Origin of the sequence: Tropicimonas sp. IMCC6043 (assembly GCF_004146235.1) — a bacterium.
Taxonomy (GTDB): Bacteria; Pseudomonadota; Alphaproteobacteria; order Rhodobacterales; family Rhodobacteraceae; genus Tropicimonas.
This window is the reverse complement of record NZ_SELO01000179.1, coordinates 1-366: the sequence shown is the minus strand read 5'-3', so window position 1 is coordinate 366 and position 366 is coordinate 1. Positions and strand designations below refer to the sequence as shown.

General features: G+C 60.9%; 1 pseudogene. It reads left to right on the top strand.

From position 1 onward, the window contains the following. Window positions 1-7 precede the first annotated feature (7 nt). Window positions 8-232 (top strand): annotated as a pseudogene (locus EU800_RS26320) (IS6 family transposase); the annotation flags it as partial. Window positions 233-366 lie beyond the last annotated feature (134 nt).

The window sequence follows — 366 nt, the reverse complement described above, 5'->3', positions numbered from 1 at the left end:
TCCCCGGATGACCAAACGCGACCCGTTCAAATACTTCAAGACCAGCCCTGAGATCATCCGCCTGGCGGTGATGCTCTACGTACGCTTCCCCTTGTCGCTGCGGAACGTCGAAGACCTGCTGCACGAGAGCGGCATCGACATCAGCCATGAATCCGTCCGCTTCTGGTGGCAGCGTTTCGGCCCGATGTTCGCCTCCGAGATCCGAAGGAAACGCGCCGAGCGGCTGCGTTCAGGGCGGTGGTGTCATGTGTGGACGTATATGGACCCCGCCTGATTGCAACGCCTGATCTGGTCGGGTTCGAGTTTCGCAATTGCGGACGTATATCCGGCTTCCTTGAGCGGCCCGATACTTCGCCGCCGCGAGCC